This is a genomic window from Brevundimonas intermedia, from assembly GCF_004614235.1.
In the GTDB taxonomy this organism is placed as follows: domain Bacteria; phylum Pseudomonadota; class Alphaproteobacteria; order Caulobacterales; family Caulobacteraceae; genus Brevundimonas; species Brevundimonas intermedia_A.
This window is the reverse complement of sequence record NZ_SPVH01000006.1, coordinates 755865-774900: the sequence shown is the minus strand read 5'-3', so window position 1 is coordinate 774900 and position 19036 is coordinate 755865. Positions and strand designations below refer to the sequence as shown.

General features: G+C 68.6%; 19 protein-coding genes. 10 read left to right on the top strand and 9 right to left on the bottom strand.

Features of this window, described 5'->3' with window-relative positions; genetic code table 11:
- Positions 1-5 precede the first annotated feature (5 nt).
- Entirely contained in the window at positions 6-233 is a 228-nt protein-coding gene (locus EGY25_RS10080) for a hypothetical protein (protein WP_135194844.1), read from the bottom strand.
- Between the two features lie 40 nt (positions 234-273).
- Positions 274-1113 (bottom strand): S-formylglutathione hydrolase, encoded by an 840-nt coding sequence (fghA, locus tag EGY25_RS10075; protein WP_135194843.1) that lies wholly within the window; start codon positions 1111-1113, stop codon positions 274-276.
- A gap of 84 nt (positions 1114-1197) precedes the next feature.
- Here fghA and EGY25_RS10070 point away from each other — a divergent pair, with 84 nt between their 5' ends.
- Both EGY25_RS10070 and EGY25_RS10065 read left to right on the top strand, forming a co-directional pair.
- Positions 1198-1884, top strand: coding sequence for a glutathione S-transferase family protein (locus EGY25_RS10070; RefSeq protein ID WP_135194842.1), 687 nt, complete (start codon positions 1198-1200; stop codon positions 1882-1884).
- 53 nt (positions 1885-1937) lie between these two features.
- Entirely contained in the window at positions 1938-2228 is a 291-nt protein-coding gene (locus tag EGY25_RS10065; protein WP_135194841.1) for a hypothetical protein, read from the top strand.
- Position 2229: 1 nt separating this feature from the next.
- Here the strand turns inward: EGY25_RS10065 and EGY25_RS10060 are convergent, their stop codons facing one another.
- Complete coding sequence (locus EGY25_RS10060) at positions 2230-2613, bottom strand: VOC family protein (RefSeq protein WP_135194840.1); 384 nt, start codon at positions 2611-2613, stop codon at positions 2230-2232.
- A 63-nt stretch (positions 2614-2676) separates the two neighbouring features.
- Positions 2677-3783 carry an S-(hydroxymethyl)glutathione dehydrogenase/class III alcohol dehydrogenase gene (locus tag EGY25_RS10055; protein ID WP_135194839.1) on the bottom strand — a complete coding sequence of 369 codons (1107 nt, stop codon included), beginning with the start codon at positions 3781-3783 and terminating at the stop codon, positions 2677-2679.
- Between the two features lie 216 nt (positions 3784-3999).
- Here EGY25_RS10055 and cobB point away from each other — a divergent pair, with 216 nt between their 5' ends.
- Positions 4000-4710: a Sir2 family NAD+-dependent deacetylase gene (cobB, locus tag EGY25_RS10050; protein WP_135194838.1), complete on the top strand. Its 711-nt coding sequence runs from the start codon at positions 4000-4002 to the stop codon at positions 4708-4710.
- A 62-nt stretch (positions 4711-4772) separates the two neighbouring features.
- Here the strand turns inward: cobB and EGY25_RS10045 are convergent, their stop codons facing one another.
- A complete protein-coding gene (locus EGY25_RS10045; RefSeq protein ID WP_135194837.1) occupies positions 4773-5324 on the bottom strand; it encodes an OmpA family protein in 552 nt (183 codons plus the stop codon).
- Positions 5325-5699: 375 nt separating this feature from the next.
- Here EGY25_RS10045 and EGY25_RS10040 point away from each other — a divergent pair, with 375 nt between their 5' ends.
- Positions 5700-6536, top strand: coding sequence for a hypothetical protein (locus tag EGY25_RS10040; RefSeq protein ID WP_135194836.1), 837 nt, complete (start codon positions 5700-5702; stop codon positions 6534-6536).
- Between the two features lie 405 nt (positions 6537-6941).
- Here the strand turns inward: EGY25_RS10040 and EGY25_RS10035 are convergent, their stop codons facing one another.
- The 3 genes from EGY25_RS10035 to EGY25_RS10025 are packed head-to-tail and all read right to left on the bottom strand — an operon-like array spanning position 6942 to position 9106.
- On the bottom strand, positions 6942-7265 hold the full coding sequence (locus EGY25_RS10035) for a YnfA family protein (RefSeq protein ID WP_135194835.1): 324 nt from the start codon (positions 7263-7265) through the stop codon (positions 6942-6944).
- Positions 7266-7274: 9 nt separating this feature from the next.
- On the bottom strand, positions 7275-8081 hold the full coding sequence (locus EGY25_RS10030) for an RNA methyltransferase (RefSeq protein WP_135194834.1): 807 nt from the start codon (positions 8079-8081) through the stop codon (positions 7275-7277).
- Between the two features lie 5 nt (positions 8082-8086).
- Positions 8087-9106 (bottom strand): S1/P1 Nuclease, encoded by a 1020-nt coding sequence (locus tag EGY25_RS10025; RefSeq protein WP_135194833.1) that lies wholly within the window; start codon positions 9104-9106, stop codon positions 8087-8089.
- A gap of 215 nt (positions 9107-9321) precedes the next feature.
- Here EGY25_RS10025 and EGY25_RS10020 point away from each other — a divergent pair, with 215 nt between their 5' ends.
- Positions 9322-9948, top strand: coding sequence for a DUF4168 domain-containing protein (locus EGY25_RS10020; protein ID WP_135194832.1), 627 nt, complete (start codon positions 9322-9324; stop codon positions 9946-9948).
- A gap of 3 nt (positions 9949-9951) precedes the next feature.
- Here EGY25_RS10020 and EGY25_RS10015 read toward each other — a convergent pair whose 3' ends face one another.
- A complete protein-coding gene (locus EGY25_RS10015) occupies positions 9952-11814 on the bottom strand; it encodes a monovalent cation:proton antiporter-2 (CPA2) family protein (RefSeq protein WP_135194831.1) in 1863 nt (620 codons plus the stop codon).
- Positions 11815-11909: 95 nt separating this feature from the next.
- Between EGY25_RS10015 and EGY25_RS10010 the strand changes: the two genes are divergently transcribed.
- From EGY25_RS10010 to EGY25_RS09990, 5 genes are all read left to right on the top strand, one after another.
- Positions 11910-13484, top strand: a complete 1575-nt coding sequence (locus tag EGY25_RS10010; protein WP_135194830.1) for a carboxylesterase/lipase family protein — start codon at positions 11910-11912, stop codon at positions 13482-13484.
- Positions 13485-13594: 110 nt separating this feature from the next.
- On the top strand, positions 13595-15409 hold the full coding sequence (locus EGY25_RS10005) for a vWA domain-containing protein (protein ID WP_135194829.1): 1815 nt from the start codon (positions 13595-13597) through the stop codon (positions 15407-15409).
- 90 nt (positions 15410-15499) lie between these two features.
- A complete protein-coding gene (locus EGY25_RS10000) occupies positions 15500-15907 on the top strand; it encodes a CBS domain-containing protein (RefSeq protein WP_135194828.1) in 408 nt (135 codons plus the stop codon).
- Positions 15908-15983: 76 nt separating this feature from the next.
- Positions 15984-16553 (top strand): hypothetical protein, encoded by a 570-nt coding sequence (locus EGY25_RS09995; protein ID WP_135194827.1) that lies wholly within the window; start codon positions 15984-15986, stop codon positions 16551-16553.
- Between the two features lie 90 nt (positions 16554-16643).
- Entirely contained in the window at positions 16644-19028 is a 2385-nt protein-coding gene (locus EGY25_RS09990; protein WP_135194826.1) for a sensor histidine kinase, read from the top strand.
- The last annotated feature ends 8 nt before the right edge of the window (positions 19029-19036 follow it).

Below are 19036 nucleotides of genomic sequence, written 5' to 3'. Positions count from 1 at the left end.
TCGGGTCAGACGGCGGGCAAGTTCGCCTTCAGGCACTCGCGCACGGCGCGCTTCACGTCGCCCGGCGCATTGGGCTCGTCCACGCCCTCGGCGGCGAAGACGGCGCGCACGGCGGCGTCCAGGCCCTTGGGCAGGGCCTCGATCACGCGCTTCTGGCCCTTGGCGTGCAGGCAATAGCCCACCTCGCGGCACAGGGCGGAAAACATCGGTTCGTAGGGATCGGGAGCGCTCATGGCGCCCCTCTATCACCGCTAGGCGATCAGCGACAGTCGGTCAGCCCTTCAACCGCTCAGCATGGAAGGCGACGTGGTCGGCGATGAAGCTGGTCATGAAGAAGTAGGAGTGGTCGTAGCCGGGCTGCATGCGCAGGGTGATCTTCTGGCCGGCGGCGTCGGCGGCGGCTTGCAGCAGTTCGGGCTTCAGCTGGTCGGTCAGGAAGCTGTCGGCGTCGCCCTGGTCGATCAGGATGTCGTCATAGATCCCGCGTGCGGCACCGGCCGCGATCAGCTTGGCGGCGTCGTGGCGGTCCCAAGTCGCACGGTCGTCACCGAGATAGGCGGTGAAGGCCTTTTCGCCCCAGGCGCACTGGGTCGGCGAGCAGATTGGGGCGAAGGCGGAGACGGACCGGAACAGGTCAGGGTGGTTCAGCGCCAAGGTCAGGGCGCCGTGACCGCCCATTGAATGGCCGCTGATGGCGCGGGCGCCCGTGGTCGGGAACGCGGCGTCGATCAGGGCGATCAGTTCTTCGGCGACATAGGTTTCCATGCGGAAATGCGGAGCCCAGGGGGCCTGCGTCGCATCCAGATAGAAGCCCGCGCCCTGACCCAGGTCATAGGCGGGGTCGTCGGCGACGCCTTCCCCACGCGGGCTGGTGTCCGGCGCGACGATGATGACGCCGTGTTCGGCGGCGGCCCGGTAGGCGCCGGCCTTGGTGGTGAAATTGTCCTCGGTGCAGGTCAGGCCCGACAGCCAGATCAGCACGGGAAAAGGCCCCTCGCCCGCCGGCGTGAAGACCGACAGGGTCATGGGCGTGCCGGTCGCGGTGCTGTCGTGCTTCAGATAGCGGAGGGTTCCGCCGTGGACGATGTGGGTCTTGGTGGTCTCGAAGGTCATGCCCTCTGGCTAATCCACCTGACCGGCGCCCGCAACGCGCAAGCCCGTGACACGTTCGGTTTCGGACAGGAGAGGAAGATCGCCATGATCACCGTCACCGCCTTCAAATGGGTTCCGCCCTTCGCCGCCGGCCAGGTGCGCGACCACCGGGTGCGATGGATCCTGAACGAAGCGGGCTGGCCGTATGAAATCCGGCTGCTGGACGCGGTCGATCAGAAGTCGGCAGACCACAGGGCGCGTCAGCCGTTCGGCCAGGTGCCGACGCTGGAAGAGGACGGTCGCCCGCCGATGTTCGAGAGCGGCGCCATCGTCTGGGACATCGCCGAGCGGGCGGGCGTGCTGATCCCGTCCGATCCGGTGATGCGGGCGCAGGTTCTGGGCTGGTATTTCGCCGCCCTGAACAGCGTCGAAGGGGCGTTGGCCAATGTCGCCGAGGCCGAGTTCTTCATGCCAGACGAGGCGGCCAAGGCCGTGCGGCGGCCGCAGGTCGTGCCTTTTGCGGAGCAGCGCCTGGGCGAGCTTCAGACGGCGCTGGGCGGCAGGGACTGGCTGGTCGGCGAGGACTTCACCGTCGCAGACCTGATGATGAGTTCGGTGCTGAAGATCGCCGCGTCGCTGAAGCTGCTGGAAGCGTTTCCGGCGCTCCAAGCCTACCATGATCGCTGTCTGGATCGCCCGGCTTACAAAAAGGCCGTCGCCGATCAGTGCGCCACCATCGCCGCCCACGGGCCACGCGACATGCGCTATCGCGAGGCCCAAGCGGCCAGTTGATCGTCGCTCCAGGCGTCGTTCGCCAAACGGTTCAGGGATGATAGGCTGAAGGCATGACGCGAACGATCCTTGTTGCAGCGCTCGCCCTGCCCATCGGCGCACTGATCGCCCTCGGCGTTCGCGCCCTAGCCAAGGGGACCAATCCTGATGCCGCCAACGTCATGATCTTCAATGGCGTTCGCGCAGCCTTCGCCGGATTGCTGGCCGCCGCCTTGATCAGTTTGGGCGCAACGGGTCAGGCCTCATGGCCGATGGCGATCGGCCTGGCCTTGCTGCCTGGCCTGCTCGCCTTCTGGTTCGTGCGACGCGCCATCGTCGGAGCGAAACACCTGCAAGACCGCTAGGTCACCCCACCCGGTGCATGGCGACGATCTTGTTGCCCGACGGATCGCGCAGATAGGCCAGGATCATCGGGCCGAACGGGCCCTGACGCTCGCCGGGCGGATCCTCGATGGCGCGACCGCCGGCGGCGACCCCGGCGTTATGGAAGGCCTGGACCATCTCGGGCGTCTTGGCCGCGAAGCCGATGGTGCCGCCGTTGGCGTGGCAGGCCGGGTCGCCGTCGATCGGCGCGCCGACCGCAAAGGCGCCCATGCGGGTGCGCCACCAGTAGCGGCCCTTGGGGTCCGGCCCCTGCCCCGGCTCGACGCCCAGGGCGCCGAGCGCCGCGTCATAGAATTTGCGCGACGCCTCAATGTCGTTGGCGCCGACGGTGACGTGGGTGAACATGGTCGAACCTCCCGATTTTCAGTCCGTTTCTTTAAACAACGAACCGTGCGGCGCGCAAGTCGATCAGAACACCACCACGCTGCGGATGCTCTTGCCTTCGTGCATCAGGTCGAAGGCCTTGTTGATGTCTTCCAGGCCGAAGGTGTGGGTGATCATGGGATCGATCTCGATCTTGCCATCCATGTACCAGTCGACGATCTTGGGTGTGTCGGTGCGGCCGCGCGCGCCGCCGAAGGCCGAACCGCGCCAGACGCGTCCGGTGACCAGCTGGAACGGGCGGGTGGCGATCTCCTTGCCGGATTCGGCGACGCCGATGACGACGCTCTCGCCCCAGCCGCGATGGCAGGCCTCAAGCGCCTGGCGCATGACGACCGTGTTGCCGGTGCAGTCGAAGGTGTAGTCCGCCCCGCCGCCGGTCAGTTCGACCAGATGGGCGACCACGTCCGGCACCTGCTTCGAATTGACGAAGTGGGTCATGCCGAAGCGACGGCCCCATTCTTCCTTGTCGGGGTTGATGTCCACGCCGACGATCATGTCGGCGCCGACCATCTTCAGCCCCTGGATGACGTTCAGGCCGATGCCGCCCAGGCCGAAGACCACGGCATTCGCCCCCGGCTCGACCTTGGCCGTGTTGACCACGGCGCCGACGCCGGTGGTCACGCCGCAGCCGACGTAGCAGGCCTTGTCGAACGGCGCGTCCTTGCGGATCTTGGCCACCGCGATCTCGGGCAGGACAGTGAAGTTCGAGAAGGTCGAGCAGCCCATATAGTGGGCGATGGCCTGACCCTTGTAGCTGAAGCGCGAGGTGCCGTCGGGCATGACGCCCTTGCCCTGGGTCGAGCGGATCGAGGTGCACAGGTTGGTCTTGCGCGACAGGCACGACTTACACTGGCGGCATTCCGGCGTGTACAGCGGGATGACGTGGTCGCCGACCGCGACCGAGGTCACGCCCGGCCCGACCTCGACCACCACGCCCGCACCCTCGTGGCCCAGGATGCTCGGGAAGATGCCCTCAGAGTCCAGCCCGTCCAGCGTATAGGCGTCGGTGTGGCAGATGCCGGTGGCCTTGATTTCGATCAGCACCTCGCCGGCGCGCGGCCCTTCCAGATCGACCTCGACGATCTCGAGCGGGCGTTTGGCCTCGAAGGCGACGGCGGCGCGGGTTTTCATGGCGAGGGCTCCTTGGTTTGCGCCTGTTTCTCACGAGCGACGCCGGGAAGGCCAGCCCGTCCGCCGATGAAGGCCACTGAATTTTTTTGAGTGCACTTTCGTGCAGATTTTTGAGATTAGTTCGCAGACATTCTTCGATATCACCAGCCATAGGCCGCATCTACGTCACAGGCGGACGTAGGCTGACCAAGCAATCCAGACGCGCTAATCAGGGTCATGACCCATCGCAACCTCGTCGTCCTGACCGGCGCCGGCATATCGGCGGAAAGCGGCGTGCCGACGTTCCGGGCCGATGACGGGCTGTGGTGCGGGCATCGGGTCGAGGATGTGGCGACGCCGCAGGGGTATGCGGCCGATCCGGCCCTGGTTCAGGATTTCTACAATCAGCGGCGGCGGCAGTTGGCCGAGGTGCGGCCCAATGCGGCGCATCGGGCGCTGGCGGATCTGGCGGCGCGGTGGGAGGGCGACTTCCTGCTGGTGACGCAGAACGTCGACGATCTGCACGACCGGGCGCATGCGCAGACGCCGCCCGGCGCCGGGTTCGAACTGATCCACATGCATGGCGAGCTGTTGAAGGCGCGCTGCACCCGGTCGGGCGTGGTGATGGACTGGGCGGGCGACATGGCGGCGGATCAGGCCTCGCCGCATCATCCGCAGGGCCTCATGCGGCCGCACATCGTCTGGTTCGGGGAGATGCCGCTGGAGATGGAGCGGATCGAGGCGGCGCTGGAGGCATGCGACCTGTTCGTCTCCATCGGCACGTCCGGCGCGGTCTATCCGGCGGCGGGGTTCGTGCAGTCGGCGCGGTACGCCGGGGCGCGGACGGTGGAGATCAATCTCGAGCCGACGCAAGGGGCGCGCCTGTTCGACGAGGGCGTCTATGGGCCGGCGACGCAGGCCGTGCCGGGCTTCTTCGACGGGCTGTAAACACGAAAACGGCGACCGCTGTGAAGCGGCCGCCGTTCCGGTCTTTTTGAAGTGGAGGCGGGTTAGGCCAGGACGACGATGGTCACGCGGCGGTTCTGCGAACGGCCTTCCGGCGTGTCGTTCGAAGCCACCGGCTGTTCCTGACCATAGGAGATGGTCGCCATGCGGTTCAGGGCGACGCCCTGACGGTTCAGGAAGCGGCGTACGGCCTCGGCGCGCTGCTCGCCCAGTTGGTCGTTATGCTCGGGCGTGCCGGTCGCGTCCGTATAGCCCTGGATTTCCAGATAGACGTTCTTGTTCTCGCCCTGCAGACGCTGGGCGAACTGGGCCAGGCGTTGCTCGGCTTCGGGCGACAGGGCCGCCGCGTCGGTGGGGAATTTCACGGAATCGTCCGACAGCACGACCTGATAGAGGAACTTGCCCTCCGCCAGTTTATGCGCGTCGTTGGCGCGTTGCAGCGCCTGACCCGCCGTGCCTTCGACGCCAGTCACGCGGGTATCGACGACTTCCACCTGATCACGCACGAAACGATGGCTGGCGCAGCCGCTGGCCGCAAAGCCGAGGGCGATGAGGGCGCCGCCGACGACCGCCGTCCTGAGTTTCGATCTGCTCAAGTTCTGTCTCCTTCTTGCCGGGAGCGCCACACCCGTTTTTGCGCCAGATGAAAATGGCGTAGGGCACAAGGCGGAGTAATGACGTGCTTTGGGCAGGATCATGTCAGCTTGACCATAAAAAGATGGGGTATTTCGCGCTATTCTTGCGCCGACACGGAACCCGGGGGCGAGATCAACCGTTGCGCCGCCGACGGCCGAGGCCGGAGGGCGGGCAGGCTGATCTATCACTGATCTGAAACGCCGCCCGGTTGTATTACCCGCTGCGCCACTTTCCTGACGCGACCGAATGTTTTCAACAGGGCCTGACGTTTTTTACAGGCATTCTGTTCTGATGACCATGCGGCGCGGTGTTCAACTGTCATCACGGATAGGCGATTGAGCGCCGGCCGGGCACGACGCTGGGCGCTGGCGGCGACGCCGATTCTGGTCGCCCATGCCGGGTTGGCCCTGCTGATGACGGCGCGCGCGGCGCCTGACCCGGCCGCGCCCGAACCGCCGCTGATGATGGTCGAACTGGTCGAGCCGCCGCCCCCTCCCCCGCCGCCGCCCGCACGGGTCATCGCCCCCGATCCCTCGCCCAAGCCGGATGCGCCGGCCGCCGCAGCCCAGTCGGCTGCGCCGCCCAGGCCCGCGCCCCAGCGTCGCCCGCCGGCCGTGGCGGCGGCGCGGCCTAGACTGGTCGTCGCCAAACGCCCGCCCGACGTCGAACCCCTGCCCGCCGCGCCCGCGCCGCCGGGACCGCCCCTGCCCTTGCTCGGTGCGGCCCAGATCGCCGGCGCCATGACGGTGGGCGCCGGGCCGGGCGGCGGAGGAGGAACGGGCGTGGGCGGCGGCGGCGGATCGGGCGGAACCGGCTCAGGCCCCGGGTCGGGCGGTGGATCGTGCGACATGGTGCGCTGGGTTCAGGACGCCGTGCGCGACGACCAGGCGGTGCGCCGCGCCGTCATCGCCGCGTCCCAGGACATGGACGCCAACGGACGCGCCATCCTGGTCTGGAACGGCGACTGGCTGCAGAGCCGCAACCAGTCGGGCAAGGGCTTGGCCGGCGTGCGCCAGGCCATCGCCCTGGAAGTCGCCTTCGCCCCCGCCGAGTGCAAGACCCAGCGGATGACCGGCTTGGCGGTGCTGAAGCTGGAAGACCGCCCCGGAGGCGCGCAACTGGCGTTGGGCAAGGGCAGCTGGCGGTGGTCGGACCTGCTGGGGGCGGGGTAGCGCGCCGCCACGGTTTCAGACTGTGCGGCGTGAAAAACACCGTCTGAATAGTGCAATTCGTCTGAAATCCGCCCTCCCCGGCTGCGCGACACGTCCGATGCGGACGAGCGGAGACAGGATCGCACGGTTCTGGGGTGCGGGCAGGAAGAGGACGCTGGTGGGCGGCAGAGGATTGAAATCATTGGGTTGAGGTGACGGAAATGGGATGGCTGCCCCTCTTTTCTTTCGTCATCCTCCGGCAAGCCGCGCCTTCGCGGCGCAGACCGGGGGACCCAGCGGCGCCGAAGGCGATGCGTTGGCCGCACTATGCTGGGACACCCACTCCGCGACTGGTTCGCGCTCACGCGCGCCGCTGGGTCCCCCGGTCTCGCTACGCTCGCCGGAGGATGACGAAAGAAGAGGAGTTTAGGCGCGCGGGCCGAACAGAATGATCCCCGCGCCGACGATGCAGACTAGGCCGCCCAGCACGTCCCAGCGGTCGGGCGTCGTCTTCTCGACCAGCGCCATCCAGACCAGCGACGCGCAGATATAGACCCCGCCATAGGCCGCGAAGGCCCGGCCTGCCGCGTCGCTGGGGACCAGGGTCAGCAGCCAGGCGAAGGCGATCAGGCAGACGACGCCCGGCGCCAGCCATAAGGGCGAGCGATCCAGCTTCAGCCAGGCCCAGAAGGCGAAACAGCCGCCGATCTCCGCCAGCGCCGCCAACGGATAGATCAGCAAGGGCTTCATCCTCGCCTCCTATCGCTCGCCGCGCGGCGGCTCGCTGCTAGAGGAGGCCTTCGCCGCCCGTTCCGCCGCCAGCTTGGCCAGCACCCGGCCGCGACCGCGCGACAGGGCGTGGATGGCGCCGCGCATGGTGGCGACCTCCTGCTCCGAGAAGGCGGCGCGGCCCAGCATGACGCGCAGGTTCTGGCTCATCGAACGCTTCTTCTCGGGCGGATAGAAGAAGCCGCCGTTCTCCAGCTCTTCCTCCAGATGCTCGTACATGCCGACCAGAAGCTCGTTCGACGCTGGCGGCTCGCTGTCGCGGAAGCGCGGCGGCGGGGCGTCCAGGATCAGGGTGCGCCACTCATAGGCGTTGATCGCCACGGCCTGGGCCAGGTTCAGCGAATGGTGTCGGGGGTCGATGGGGATGGTGACGATGCCGGCGCACAGGGCGATGTCGGTCGTTTCCAACCCCGCCCGCTCGCCGCCGAACAACAGGCCGGTCTTCAGGCCCGAGGCCGTGTCGTCGTAGAGGACGCGGCCGGCCTCGCGCGGGGTGCGCACCGGCTGGCGCGTCTCGCGCGGGCGCGCGGTGGTGGCGAAGACGGTGTTCAGGTCGGCGACGGCGTCAGCGACGCTGTCGAACACCCGCACGCCCTCCAGCACCCAGTCGGCGCCCGAGGCCATGGCCCAGGCCCGGTCCTGGGGCCAGCCGTCGCGGGGCGTGACCAAACGCAAATCCGTCAGACCGAAGTTGGCCATCACCCGCGCCACGGCGCCGATGTTCTCGGCCATCTGCGACTTGTCGAGGATGACGGCGGGGGGCGTTAGCTCCGACAAGGAAATCAGTCCTCGCCCACCATGGCGATCCAGGGGTCGGCGGTTCCGGCCTCGACCTCGGCGACCTTGACGGCGGGCCAGCCGATGGAGGCGCTGCCCGAGGCGGTCCAGGCGGTGATTATGAAGTCGCGGAGTTCGCCGGCGCCGGCGCCCAGCCGCTCGTTGACGAAGGCCGCGCCGCGCGGGTCGGCGTCGCGGAAACCGCCGGCCTTCTCCAGCCGATAGAAGGGGATCACCGTGCCCAGGGTCGTGGTCAGATAGGAGACGGTGCGCGCCTTGACGTCGAAACCGTCCAGGTTGGCGGCCGGCATGGCGGCCTCGACCGCGTCCAGGCGGGCGACGCGGTTGGTGAACTCGCCCTCGAACAGGGCGTGGGTCTGACGCGAGTTGGTGAAGCCTTCCGGGTTCGGGAAGTCGCCCCAGCCGTTGTAGTGGATCGTCGTGTGATGCGGCTGTGAGCCGTCGCCGACATAGTGGCCCATCACGCCGATGTCGCGCAGGATCAGGGCCTCGCGGCGGATGCGGTCGGCACGGTACCAGGCCTGGCGCTCCATGTTCGTCTCGCGCTTTTCGGCGGCGTTCAGCACGCGCCAATAGGCGAAGTCGCGGCCCAGGTTCTGCCAGGCGTCGATCATGGCGTAGGGCAGATAGCCGGCGTCGTTGACGTCCAGACCGGCCTTGGTCAGGGCGGCGTCATACTCCGATTTCAGGCGGGGCAGGTCGGCCAGAGCCATGCCGCGCTGATCCATCACGCGACCCTGGTCGTCCATGTCGATGAAGTGGGCGGTATCGCGCTCGCGGTCGTGCGGCTGGCCGGCGCCTTTCCAGCGGTCAGGTTCGCGCGCCAGCTCGCCCACGTCGGCGATGGCGGCCGGGGTGCGCAGGAAGGCGGGCAGATCGTCGGGCAGGGCCCGCATCGCCGCCACCCCGATCAACCGGTGGCCGGTATTGCCCCAGGCGGTGACGGTGACGGCCGGCGCGGCGACCGCGATCAGGGCCAGGGCGGCGATGGCGAGACGTTTCATGAGCAAACCTCAGCAAGGATCACGCCCGTCTAACGTATCCTTGATCGCGCCTCCAGCGTCGAAGACTGGCGATCCGAGCGTAAACGCCTAGGTTATGAAGGCTCCCCCCTTCGTCTTATCCAGGCTCCACATTCCTCGGGGAGCGATGACGTGATTGCGTCGTCGCCGTCGTTCGACGGCTCCTCAAGTGGACGCCAGACCGAAAGGACATGCCCATGCGCACGCCCCGCCTCGCCCTTTTCGCTTCCGTCGCCGTTTTGGCGACCGCCGCGACCGCCCAGGCCCAGGACGCCCCCGCCCCCACTTCGGGCGCCACGCCTGCCCCCTCAGCCACGACCGGCTCTGCGACCTTCACCGATGACGAGTTGAAGAAGTTCGACGACGCTATGGTCAAGGTGAGGGCCGTCAGCGACACCCTGAACGGCGCCCAGCCGACGCCGGAGCAACAGGCGCAGATGGCCGCCGCCGTTCAGGATTCCGGTCTGGAAGTCACCCGCTTCAACACCTTGTCGAACGCCGTCGCCGCCGATCCGGCCCTGGCGGCCCGCATTCGCGTGGTCAACGCCACGCCGCCGGCGCCCGGCACCCCGGCCGCCGCCGTGACCGACGACGAGTTGAACCGCTTCGTCGCCGCCATGACCCAGATCCGCACCATTACGGCCCAGGTCCAGAACAACCAGGCCACGCCGGAGCAGAGCGCTCAGCTGACGGCGGCGGTCGAAGGGTCGGGCCTGACGACGGAGCGTTTCAACACGATCTCCCGACTGGTGTCGGAGACAACCTATCTGCAGGCCAAGGCCGAACTGGCCGGCGCGCGTCTGGAGACGGGCGTCAGCCAGTAGGGATCAGACGTCGGCAGGCTCGCGCTGCGTGTCCGGCGCGGCCGGGCCCGCCTCGTCCTCGTTCAGCAGGCGGCCTTCGCGGCGCGGTTTGATGTAGGGGGCCGGCTGCGGCGTGGGCATGTTGCCCCGCATCAGTTGGCGGCCCGCGCTGATCCCGCCGGTCAGTTGCAGATCCAGGCGCGCGTCGTCGCGACGACGCACGTCGCCGATGGCCTCGGCCGCCTGGCTTTCGTCCATACCCAGTTCGATCAGAGCGCGCTCGCCGAACTTCAGCGCCGATTCGAACGTCTCGCGGATCTGGTAATCGACCCCGGCCTGGATCAGGCGCATCGAATGCCCCCGGTCGAAGGCGCGGACCATGATCTTGGTGGTCGGGAACTCGGACTTGACCAGTTCGACGATGCGGTCGGCGGCCTCGGGCTTGTCCACGCAGACCAGGACGATCTCGGCCTGCTCGGCGCCGGAGGCCCTGAGGGTGGCGAGCTGGGCGCCGTCGCCGTAGTAGACCTTGAACCCGAACTGGGAGGCGGCCTGGATCATCTCCACGTCGTTCTCGATGATCGACACGTCCACGTCCTTGGCCAGCAGAGGCTGGGACACGACCTGGGCGAAACGGCCGAAGCCGATGATCAGCACCTGGCCGCGCAAGTCCTTGGCGAAATCGACGCCGTCCGCGTCTTCGGCCGACACCACCGGCTTGGGCAGCAGGCGCTGGGTCAGCAGGCTGGTCAGCGGGGTCAGGGCCATGGACAGGATGACGATGGCCGACAGCATGGCGCCGACCTGGGCGTCGAACAGACCCGCCGTCACCGCCGCCCCATAAAGAACGAAGGCGAACTCGCCGCCCTGGGCGAACAGGGCCGCGCGCTCGACCGCTTCGTGGTGGGAGGCCTTGAACAGGCGGGCGACGCCATAGATGCCCAGCGCCTTGACAGCCATGAAGGCGACCACGCCGCCGACGACGATACGCCAGTCGGTGACGACCACCGACAGGTCCAGCGACATGCCGACGCTGAGGAAGAACAGGCCCAGCAGGATGGCGCGGAACGGCTCGACATCCGATTCCAGCTGGTGACGGAAGGTCGATTCCGACAGCAGGACGCCGGCCAGGAAGGCGCCCATCGCCATCGACAGACCGCCCAGCGACATGGCCCAGGCCGCGCCGACCACGACCAGCAGGGCCGCCGCCGTCATCACCTCGCGCCCGCCGTAACGGGCCAGAAGACGGAAGATGGGGTCGACCAGATATTTGCCGGCCAGCAGAACGCCGCCGACGGCCGCGACCGCAAAGCCGATGGTCTGCCAAAGGGGCGGCGCCTGTTCGTTCGCCACGCCCAGCACCGTGGCCAAGACGGCGACGATGGCCAGCAGCGGCACGATGGCGAGGTCTTCGAGCAGCAGGATGGAGACGGCGCGCTGGCCCGGCCCGCCCGCGATCTCGCCGCGTTCTTCCAACATCTGCATGATGACGGCGGTGGACGACAGGACGAAGCCCATGGCCCCGACGAAGGCGACGGGGGCGGAGAAGCCCGCCAGCATGGCGGTGAGGGTCAGGATCAGGCCGCAGAACAGCACCTGCGCTGCGCCCAGGCCGAAGATTTCCTTGCGCAAGCCCCACAGGCGTTTGGGCCGCATCTCCAGCCCGATGATGAACAGGAAGATGACCACGCCGAACTCGGCGACGTGCAGGATGGTCTCGGGCTCGCGAAACAGCTTCAGGCCGAAGGGACCGATAGCCAGACCCGCCGCCAGATAGCCCAGCACCGACCCCAGGCCGATGCGCTTGAACACCGGCACGGCGAGCACGCCCGCCGCCAGCAAGGCGGCCGCTGCGCCCAGATCCAGTCCCGTCGTCGCCTCGGCCATCGTGCTCCCCGTATGCTCAAGCTCCATTGTGGGGATGCGCGCAGCCAATTGCCATCGGCCTTGTGGCGAACGGCGGTTCGGGCGAAGACGCGGCCATGTCGCGTTCGCTGATGCTCGCCCTGCTCACCCTGACCCTCTGCCTGGCCGCGCCCGGCGTCGGACAGGCGCAAACCGACGCACCGGAGGCCACCGTGACCCAGGGCCGTGTTCGGGGCGTGACCTTGGACGGGACCGACCAATTCCTGGGCCTGCCTTACGCCGCCGCCCCTGTCCGCGACCTGCGTTTCGCCCCGCCCGCGCCCGCGCCGGCCTGGGACGACGTGCGTGACGCCAGTCAGGCCGGGCCGCGCTGTCCGCAAGGCGGCGGCCCCGACACCTGGTCTGAGGACTGTCTGGTGCTGAACGTCATCCGTCCCTCTGCACCGGCCGCCGCGCCGCGCGCCGTGATGGTCTATGTCCACGGCGGGGGCGCCACCAGCGGATCAGCGACGGACAACGGCGGCGCCGTGCTGGCGCGCGAAGGCGACATCGTCGTCGTGACCATCAACTACCGCTTGGGAGCGCTGGGCTTTCTGACCCATCCGGCGGTGGCGGCTGTGGAAGGCCAGGCGGGCAACTATGGGGTTCTGGACACGCGCGCCGCGCTGATCTGGGTGCGCGACAACATTCGGGCCTTCGGCGGCGACCCGGAAAAGGTGACGCTGGCGGGCGAGTCCGCCGGGGGCACGGTGATCTGCAACCTGGTCGCAGGCGCGGACGCCGGCGCGCTGTTTCGCGCCGCCATAATCTCCAGCGACGATTGCCTGCACGACGTTGACGACCTGACCGTGTCCATCGCGCGCGGGCTGGAGACGGCGCGCAAACTGGGATGCGAGGAGGCCGCCGATCCGTTGGCCTGCCTGCGCGGCCGTTCGGCGGTCGAGATCCTGGCTGCGGGAGGTTTTGCGGCGCCGCATTACGGCGGACGGACCGAGCCTGGCCGCACCGCCTTCGACCGGATCGCCCAAGAGGACCGCGCACCCATTCCGCTGATGATCGGCGCCAACGCCGAGGAGGGACGCATCGCCGGCCCCGCCTTCGTCGGCTTCGACGCCGCCGACTACCGCGCCTGGCTGCGTCGCCTGGTGGACGAGGAGAGCGCGCGACGGATCGAGGCGCTCTATCCGCTGGACCCGGCGCACGGCGACCATGCGGCGGCCGAGGCGATCACGCGCATCCTGACCGACAGCAGCATGCGCGGTTACGGCGGCTGCGCCAGCCTGGTCCTGGCCGGCAACGCCGCCCGACAGGGGCCGGTCTGGTTCTACGAGTTCGCCGATCTGAACCCGCCGATGTGGGACGGCCCGGACGGCTGGCGGTTCGGCGCCGCCCATGCTGCGGAACTGGCCTATCTGTGGCCGGACGGCGTGTTCCAGAGCCATTCGACCCGGTTCGACCCCGCCCAGGCCGAACTGGCGCAGAGGATGCGCCAACGCTGGAGCGCCTTCGTGCGCACCCTGTCGCCCAACGCCGAGGGCCTGGCGCCCTGGCCGGGCGTCGGGGAGACGAACGCCGCCATCGTCTTCCGTCCGCAGGGCGACGTCGTCGTGCCGACGTCGGCGCTGAGCGACGACCATCGCTGCGCGTTCTGGCGGTCGATGCCCTGGATCATGGATCGCGGCGAAGACTGAGGCTGTCGTCGGCGCTGCGGCGCCCCGAAGGCGTGCGAGCATTCGCTTCGCCATAGTTTCGACGAACACGAGACGGCGAATACCCCTTGGGGTTGAAGCGGGAGGACGCCATGTCTCATATTTCACGGGCCGCTCTCGCGGCCCTGATCGGTCTTTCGTTCGTCGCGCCGCCGACGGCGCCGCTGGCCCAGACGATGGGCGGGCCCGGATCGATGGACGGCGAGGCGACGCCGGCGGCCTGCGGACCGCTGGGTTTCGACCTGCAGCCGTCACCGCCGGTGCCGGCTCTCGTGCGCAGGGTGGCGCCGGCGGGGCCTCCCGTCATGGTCGCGCCCACCCGCAAGGAGGATCGCGTCGCATACGCCCCCCCTCCGCCACCGCCGCCTCCGCCGCCACCTCCTCCGCCGGCCCCGCCGCCCGCCGCGATGGCGGGGAGCGTGGTCGTCACGGGCTCTCGGGTTTCAGCCATCACGCCAGCGCCCGCGCGCGCCGATACCGAACGCTATCCCGATGCGACGCCCAATCCGGTGAAGCGGACCAGCGATCAGCCGGTCTCGACCTTCTCCATCGACGTGGACACGGCCGCCTATTCCAACGTCCGCCGCTTCATCGACGAGGGGCGCAGCCCCCCCAGGGACGCGGTGCGGGTGGAGGAGATGATCAACGCCTTCGACTATGGCTACGCCCGGCCAACCGCGCAGAGCCAGCCGTTCGCCATCACCACGGCGGTGGCTGCTTCGCCTTGGGCTGAGGGACGGCAGATCGTTCACATCGGCCTGCAAGGTTATGAATTGCCGGCTGGCGAGCAACGGCCACTGAACCTGACCTTCCTGGTCGATGTCTCGGGGTCGATGGCTTCGGCGGACAAGCTGGAGCTGGCCAAGAAGGCGATGAACCTCGCCATCGACCGGCTGAGGCCACAGGACACCCTCGCCGTGACCTATTACGCGGAAGGCGCCGGCACGACCTTGCAGCCGACTCCGGGCGACGAAAAGCTGAAGATGCGCTGCGCCGTCGCCAGCCTGCGGGCGTCGGGCGGCACGGCCGGGGCCACCGGCATGACCAACGCCTATGACCAGGCCCAGGCCAGTTTCGCCCGTTACAAGGTCAACCGCATCCTGATGTTCACCGACGGGGACTTCAACGTCGGCGTCACCGACGACAGGCGGCTGGAAGACTATGTCGCCGACAAGCGTGGGACCGGCATCTATCTGTCGGTCTATGGCTTCGGGCGCGGCAACTATCAGGACGCGCGGATGCAGACCATCGCCCAGGCCGGCAACGGCGTGGCGGCCTATGTCGGGAACCTGCGCGATGCGCGCCGGCTGTTCGGCCCGGCCTTCGACAAGGGCGCCTTCCCCATCGCCGACGACGTCAAGATTCAGGTCGAGTTCAACCCCGCCCGCGTCGCCGAATGGCGGCTGATCGGATACGAGACCCGGCTGTTGAACGAGGAAGACTTCAACAACGACCGCATCGACGCGGGCGAGGTCGGATCGGGAGCAAGTGTCACGGCCCTGTATGAGATCACCCCCGTCGGCGACCCGACCCAGGTTCCCGAGCGCCGCTACCCCGACAACCGCATCGGCGTGGGCGGCGGCGATCCGAACGGCGAGATCGGCTTCGTCCAGGTGCGCTACAAACAGCCGGGCCAGAGCCGGTCGGAGTTGATCCAGCAGCCTCTGACCAATCGCGCCTCAAGCCCGGTCGGCGCCCAGCCGCCGGAGGCCACCCGCTGGGCCATCGCCGTCGCCGGCTTCGGACAGAAGCTGCGGGGCGATCCGTGGATGGCGGCCGACTACGGCTGGGATCGGATCGTCGATCAGGCGCAAGGGGCCAGGGGCGAGGATCCGTACGGCGACAGGGCCGAGTTCGTGCAGCTGGTCCGCGCCGCCGAGAGCCTGCCTGCGCAACGGACGCCGTAATGGGGCACGCCGTGATGGGAACGCCCTGATCGGAACCGCTACGCTCGCGGCGGGTTTCCAAGCGCAACGCTTCAACCAAGGAAACCCGCCATGAAGATCCGCGACGTGATGACCAAGGACGTGCACCTGGCCCGCCCCGCCGACACCATCCAGGATGTCGCCAGCCGCATGGCCAAGGGCGGCTTCGGCTTCGTGCCCGTCGCGGACGGCGACCAGTTGATCGGCACGATCACCGACCGCGACATCGTGGTGCGCGCCTTGGCGACCGGCGCGGCCTCCACGGCGGCGGTGGTGGAGTTCATCACCCGCGATCCGCAGACGGTTCTGGACACCGACGACCTGAAGGTCGTGCTGGACCTTATGGGCGCCAAACAGATCCGCCGCGCGCCTGTGGTGGACAAGCACGGCCGCGTCGTCGGCGTGGTTTCGCTGGGCGATCTGTCCACGCGGGTGAAGGAGAAATACGCCGGCGAGACGCTGGAGAGCATCTCGCGTTAAGACCTGCGTAACCGCGCCCCGACACCGGGCGTCAAGGATCGTCGTTCATGCTGTTCTTCGATAATCGGAGGATGGCATGGCGCGCGCGCAGTTCCAGAAGGGTCAGAAGGTCTGGGTCGAATGCGTCGGCGCCTGGGCCTTCATCGAACAGGTCCAGCCCGTCTGGGCCAAGGGCTTCGACGAGCCCGTGCGCGTCACCTATGACGTCGGGCTGGGGCGCGAGTTCACCGCCAGCGAGCTGATGCTGGCGATGGACGATCCGTCGGCGAAAGAGGGCGTGGGCGAATGGCGGCTGCTGCGGGCGCGCAACAAGTGGCAATTGCCCGAGGACTGCCTGCATCACCCCCACCCCGGCACCTATCCCGTGGTGGTGACCGACCGGGCGGACTGGGGCGGCTGGCGCGTGCCGGGCGCGGAATACGACCGCGACCCGCAGCAGATCGAGCTTCAGGCCCGGCTGATCGCCGCTGCGCCCCAGTTGATGCAGATCGCCCAGGGCTTGGTGGACATGGTGTCGGAGGCGCCCGACGACGCCCCGCCCGCCGTGCTGACCCTGGCCAGCCAGGCGCGCGATACGCTGCAAGGCGTGACCCGGGTTCTGGAACCTGCGCCGGACCGCCTTCCGGCGCCGGTCACACCGGCTTAAAATACCGTTAAAAGCGCGCACCAAGCCTCGACAGGAATCCGCGACGCAGCCTAGATTCCCCTGACAGCAGATTTGCCGGGGGGACGGGGCTTGCGCGACGAGGAGCGGCGGGAAAATCGGTCGGGGCGTCGCGCCTCCGACCGCGCCCCCGGCGCGCCTGCCTGGCTGCGCATTTCCGTGCTGGTCCTGGCCCTGATCGCCACAGGCTATGTGCTTCTGGCGTCACGCGAAATCACCAGACCGACACGGGATGTCAGCCGACTGGAAGCCGAGAACCTGACGCTGAACACGCAGCTGGTCGCCAGCCAGACCGGAGTCCTGATCCAGTCCGCCGACGCCGGCCTCGCCGCCGGCCAGACGGTCATTCGCGCCGGCCGCCCGCCCATCGAAGTGGTCGAGGCCGCGCGGCGGGTTGCGCCCCAGGTCGGGTTTTCGCTGATCGGTCCCGGCGAAACGGTTCAGGCGACGCAAGGAGAGGGCGCCGTCGTCGCGTCGTCGGCCAGCGTCGACGGGGTCCGGCTGGAGGCGCGGATCGACCCGGTCTTGCCCGCGTCCAGCGACGCGCGGATCGTGTCGGCGGCCGGGGTTGTGCTGGCCTCGCGGCGCGCCGCCGAAGTCGGTCAGCCGATCCGGGCCTTGATCGGCGCCGACGCCGCTGCGCTGGCCGGCGATGGGGCGCCGCGCACCGTGACGGTCGGCGGCGAGACACGGATGGCGACCGCCGCCCGCACGACCGCAGACGGTCCCTATGTGGTCACCCTGTCCCAGGGCGACGCGACCTCCTTCTTCGACGACGCCTGGCTGGTGGGCGTGCCGCTGCTGCTGGGCCTGGTGGTCGTCGCCCTGTTCGTCTTCTACGGCTTTCGCCAGACCCGCCAGCACCGCGAGCGCATCGCCACCGAGAAGCGGTTCCGCATCGCGGTCGAGGCCGCGCGTTGCGGCGTGTGGGAATGGGACCTGAAGAAGGACGAGGTGTCCCTGTCCGACTATATGGCCACCCTGCTGGGGTTCGAGCGCGGCGGCGTGACCTCGGCCGAGAACGTGATCGCCCGCGTCCATCCGCGGTTCCGCGAAGAGGTGCTGCACGCCCTGCGCCAGGCCGCCGCCTATGGCGCCTTCGAGATCACCTTCCCGGTGGCCGGCCCCGACGGCCGCACACGCTGGATCGACGCGCGGGGCCAGGCGCGGGGGGCGCGCGGGGAGAACGGCTTCACCGCCATTCTGGGCGTGGCGTTGGACATCACCGAGGCCCGCCGCGCCAAGGCCGCCGCCCAGGCCGCCGAGAGCCGGCTGCGCGACGGGGTGGAAAGCATCTCCGACGCCTTCGTCCTGTTCGACCGGCAGGGCCGGCTGATCCTGTGGAACCAGGCGTTCGAGGACGCCTTCGGCTTCGAACACAGCATCGTGCGGCGCGGCGCTTTGAAGGATGAGCTGAACCGCATCGCCGCCCTGGCCATCAAGGCCGAGCATAAACCCGCTGGCGGGCGGGCGGGCCTGCGCGAGGTCGAACTGCACGACGGGCGCTGGCTGCAGCTGTCCGAACGGTTCACCTCGGAAGGCGGCTCGGTCGTCACCGCCGCCGACATCACCGCCATCAAACGCCAGGAGGCCGAGCGCCGCCGCGCCGCCGACGACCTGCGCGTCACCGTCGACCAGCTGGAAGCCAGCCGTGAGACGCTGGCGCTGCTGGCCCGAAAATACGAGGTCGCCATGACCCGCGCCGAGGCCGCCAACCAGGCCAAGTCCGAGTTCCTGGCGAACATGAGCCACGAGCTGCGCACGCCGCTGAACGCCATCAACGGCTTCTCGGAGATCATGGCCAGCGAGCTGTTCGGGCCGCTGAACGAAAAATACAAGGGCTATGCCGGCGACATCCTGAAGTCGGGCCAGCACCTGCTCAGCCTGATCAACGACGTGCTGGACATGGCCAAGATCGAGGCCGGCAAGATGACCCTGCATTATGAGCCGGTGTCGCTGCGCGAGGTGTGCGAGGATGCGGTGCGCCTGATGCGCGGAAAGGTTCAGGAGGCGGGGCTGAAGATTTCCGTCGAGGGCGGCGACCTGCCCGACATCGAGGCCGACCATCGCGGGGTCAAACAGGTGCTGTTGAACCTGATCTCCAACGCCGTGAAGTTCACGCCCGACGGCGGGTCCATCGTCGTGTCGCTGAACCGGTTCGCAGGCCCGGCGGGCGAGGACCGCATACGCGTCGCCTGCGCCGACACCGGTATCGGCATCGCCCCCGAAGACCTGGTGCGCCTGGCCCGCCCGTTCGAACAGGTCGAGGGCCAGCATTCCAAGACCACGCAAGGGACCGGCCTGGGCCTGGCTTTGACCAAGGCCCTGATCGAGATGCACGGCGGCCAGCTGACCATGGAAAGCGAACCGGGCGTCGGCACGGTGGTCAGCTTCGACCTGCCGGTAAAGCGGCCGGACCAGACGGTGCAGCCGATCCGGGCGGCGTTTGCGGCTTAGGGTGGCGC